The sequence below is a fragment of the Kitasatospora sp. NPDC093558 genome, from assembly GCF_040683475.1.
In the GTDB taxonomy this organism is placed as follows: domain Bacteria; phylum Actinomycetota; class Actinomycetes; order Streptomycetales; family Streptomycetaceae; genus Kitasatospora.
This window is the reverse complement of record NZ_JBFBDY010000298.1, coordinates 4,381-7,963: the sequence shown is the minus strand read 5'-3', so window position 1 is coordinate 7,963 and position 3,583 is coordinate 4,381. Positions and strand designations below refer to the sequence as shown.

General features: G+C 76.6%; 3 protein-coding genes and 1 pseudogene. All 4 read left to right on the top strand.

Annotated features, from left to right (window positions below):
- Positions 1-754, top strand: a pseudogene (locus tag AB0O00_RS24195) (hypothetical protein); the annotation flags it as partial.
- Positions 755-1,038: 284 nt separating this feature from the next.
- Positions 1,039-1,707 (top strand): SCO2322 family protein, encoded by a 669-nt coding sequence (locus tag AB0O00_RS24190; protein WP_363655026.1) that lies wholly within the window; start codon positions 1,039-1,041, stop codon positions 1,705-1,707.
- Complete coding sequence (locus AB0O00_RS24185) at positions 1,704-2,795, top strand: CbiQ family ECF transporter T component (protein ID WP_363655024.1); 1,092 nt, start codon at positions 1,704-1,706, stop codon at positions 2,793-2,795. The genes AB0O00_RS24190 and AB0O00_RS24185 overlap by 4 nt, the downstream gene beginning before the upstream one ends.
- On the top strand, positions 2,792-3,583 hold a 792-nt coding region (locus AB0O00_RS24180; RefSeq protein ID WP_363655022.1), incomplete at its 3' end, for an ABC transporter ATP-binding protein. The genes AB0O00_RS24185 and AB0O00_RS24180, both read left to right, overlap by 4 nt.

Below are 3,583 nucleotides of genomic sequence, written 5' to 3'. Positions count from 1 at the left end.
GACCGACCCGGCGAGCGTCGCCAAGGCCGGCAAGAACGCCTTCGACGGGCTCGCCGTCTTCCAGCTCGGCTGCGCCGCCCCCGCCGACCAGCGCGGCGCCTTCGCCTTCCAGCCCGACGCCGCCTCCGGCGCCCTCGCGCCCAACGCGCTCGCCACCGCCCAGGCCTCGCTCGCCGCGGCCGGCGGACGGCTCCCGGTCGGCGCCGGCGTCCGCTCCGACGCCGCGCCCAAGCCGCTGACCTGCCAGGACGGCGCCACCGGGCCGGTCCCGCACGCCGACTCGGGGGAGGCCGCCGCGGCGTACCTCACCGCGCAGCTCGGCGCGGGCGGCAACCACCTCAGCCTCACCATGCCGGGCGCCACGCCCACCCCCGACTACAACGCCACCGCCTGGGCCGCCCTCGGGCTCACTCAGAGCGGCCACCCGCAGCAGGCCGCCGGCGCGGTGGACTGGCTCACCCAGAACGCCTCCACCTGGACGAAGGGCGGCACCGACGCGGGCGCCGCCGCGACGCTCCTCCTGGTCGGCCAGGCCGCCCAGCGCGACACGGCCCCCCTGGTGCAGCAGCTCACCGCGCTCGGCCCGGCACCGAAGACGGCTGCTTCGGCGGCTGCCACTCCGGCAGCTCCCGCCGCCGAGAAGAAGAAGGACGGCGGCATCGGCCAGTACTGGCTGATCGGCGTGGGCCTGCTCATCGGCATCGGCGGCGGCCTCATCCTGAGCCTCCAGCGCAAGCGCGGCCCCAAGCTGTGACGCCCAACCCCCGCCTCGCCGCCGGGAGCCCCGCGCGCCCGGCGGCGGACGGGCACGCGGACGCCGCACGGGGCCCGGCGGCGGTCGGACCCGCCCGCGCCACCGCGCGGGGAGCCTCGTCCGTTCCCGGCGGCAGCGCTCGACCCGCAGCCACGAACGGGCACGCCCTCGCTGCCGCGCCGAGTGGCCGCCCCGGGCGCACCAACGCCCGTACCACCGCGCTGGGCATCCACCCCCGGCCCGCCAACGCCCCCACCGCCGAAGGCCCCATCACCGAAGGCCCCATCACCGAAGGCCGTACCGCCCCCGCCCGGCGGCTCGCCGCGCTCCTCACCGGCCTGCTCGCCGTGCTCCTCGTCGCCGGCTCCGCCGTACCCGCGCAGGCGGCGGGGTACCGGTACTGGTCGTTCTGGAAGGGTGCGGACGGCGGCTGGGCCTACCAGCAGCAAGGACCCGCCATCCACGTGCCGGTGGACGGGAGCGTCGACGGATGGCGGTTCGCCGTCAGTCCGGACGGTGGGCAGGATGCCGCGCAGCCCCGTGCCGGCGCCGACTTCGCCGCGCTCTGCGCGAGCACGCCTCCGCAGCAGGGCCGCAAGCGGGTGGGCGTCCTCCTCGACTTCGGCACGGCAGACGACGGGGTCTCCGCCGAGCAGCCGCCCGAGCAGCGCACCGCCTGTGCCACCGTCCCCGCGAACGCCACCTCCGCCGAGGTGCTGGCCGCCGTCGCGCCGCCGCTGCGGTACGACACCAACGGCCTGCTCTGCGCCATCTCCGGCTACCCGAAGGCCGGTTGCGCCGACCAGGTCGGCACCGGCGCGAAGGCGGACGCCACGACGGCGGCCGAGAACGACGGCAGCGGCCCGGACCTCGGCCTGATCGCCGGCGGCGCCCTCGTCGCCGTCCTCGCCGCCGGTGCCGTCTGGCAGGCGCGCCGCCGCCGTCCCCGATGAGGTCCCCTTTCGTGCGCGTCTCCCGTCAACTGCACCCCGGTGCCTGGTGGTTGTGGGCACTCGGCCTGGGCGCCGCGGCCACCCGCACCACCAACCCGGCGATCCTGCTACTGCTCGCCGCCGTCGCCGGCTACGTCGTCGCGGCCCGGCGCGGCGATGCGCCCTGGTCGCGGTCATACGGCGCGTTCGTACGGCTCGGCCTGTTCGTGCTCGGCATCCGGCTGCTGTTCGCGGTGCTGCTGGGCTCGCCCGTCCCCGGGACGCACGTGCTGTTCACGCTGCCCGAAGTGCCCCTGCCCGTCTGGGCGCAGGGGGTGCGGATCGGCGGCCGGGTGACCCTCGAAGGCCTGCTCGCCGCGCTCTACGACGGGCTGCGCCTGGCCACCCTCCTGGTGTGTGTCGGCGCCGCGAACGCGCTCGCGAGCCCGGCCCGGCTCCTGCGCGCGCTGCCGGGAGCGCTCTACGAGGCCGGGGTGGCCGTCGTCGTGGCGATGACCTTCGCGCCGAACCTGGTCGCCGACGTCCAGCGGCTGCGCGCCGCCCGCCGTCTGCGCGGCCGGACGGACAAGGGCATCGCCGCCGTGCTGAGCGTCGGACTGCCCGTCCTGGAGGGCGCGTTGGAGCGTTCGGTGGCGCTGGCGGCGGCGATGGACACCCGCGGTTTCGGCCGCACCGCCGACGTCCCGCGGCACCTCGCACGGGCGACAGCCGCGCTCACGCTGGCCGGCCTCCTGGGCATCTGCCTGGCCGCGTACGGCCTGCTGACCGCCGGGGGCGCCGGCTGGGCGCTGCCCGTCCTGCTGATCGGCCTCGGCGCCGCCTTCGCCGGACTGCTCCTCGGAAGCCGACGATCCGTCAGAACACGTTACCAGCCAGATCCTTGGGTGCTCCCGGAGTGGCTCACCGCCGGTTCGGGCGCCGCCGTCGCCGCGCTCACCGTGTACCTTTCCACGCGCGACCCCGCCGCCTTCGCGCCCACCGTCGTCCCGCCGAGCGTCCCCGCGCTGCCGCTGGCCGCCGTCCTCGCCGTACTCCTGGGCCTGGTACCGGCGTTCGCCACCCCGACCCCGCCCCGGAGGGCTTCGTGATCACCTTCGAGCAGGTCTCCGTCCAGTACGCGGACGCCCCCACGCCGGTGTTGAACGGCGTCGACCTGACCGTCCCCGAGGGCGAACTCTGCCTGCTGGTGGGCCCGTCGGGCTCCGGCAAGTCCACCCTGCTGGGCACGGTCAGCGGGCTCGTGCCGCACTTCACCGGCGGCACCCTGCACGGCCGGGTCACCGTCGGCGGCCGGGACACCCGCGCCCACCGCCCGCGCGAACTCGCCGACCTCGTGGGCACGGTGGGGCAGGACCCGGTCGCGCACTTCGTCACCGACACCGTCGAGGACGAACTCGCCTACGGCATGGAGTCGTTGGGCCTGCCGGCCGACGTCATGCGCCGCCGCGTCGAGGAGACGCTCGACCTGCTCGGCCTCGCCGACCTGCGCGACCGCGGGCTCAACTCCCTCTCCGGCGGCCAGCAGCAGCGCGTCGCGATCGGCTCGGTGCTCACCGTCCACCCGCGCGTGCTGGTCCTGGACGAGCCGACCTCGGCGCTCGACCCGGGCGCGGCCGAGGAGGTGCTGGCCGTGCTGCAGCGGCTCGTACACGATCTCGGCACGACCGTCCTGATGGCCGAGCACCGCCTGGAGCGCGTCGTCCAGTACGCCGACCAGGTGCTGCTCCTCACCCCCGGCGCCGCGCCCGTCCTCGGCGAGCCGGCCGAGGTGATGGCGCACTCGCCGGTGCACCCGCCGGTGGTCGGCCTCGGACGGCTCGCGGGCTGGGAGCCGCTGCCGCTGTCGGTGCGCGACGCCCGCCGCAAGGCCGTTGGG

Bases quoted from the DNA above. Each gene is read 5' to 3' on its own strand.
- AB0O00_RS24185 (WP_363655024.1), top strand. From the start codon at position 1,704: ATGAGGTCCCCTTTCGTGCGCGTCTCCCGTCAACTGCACCCCGGTGCC.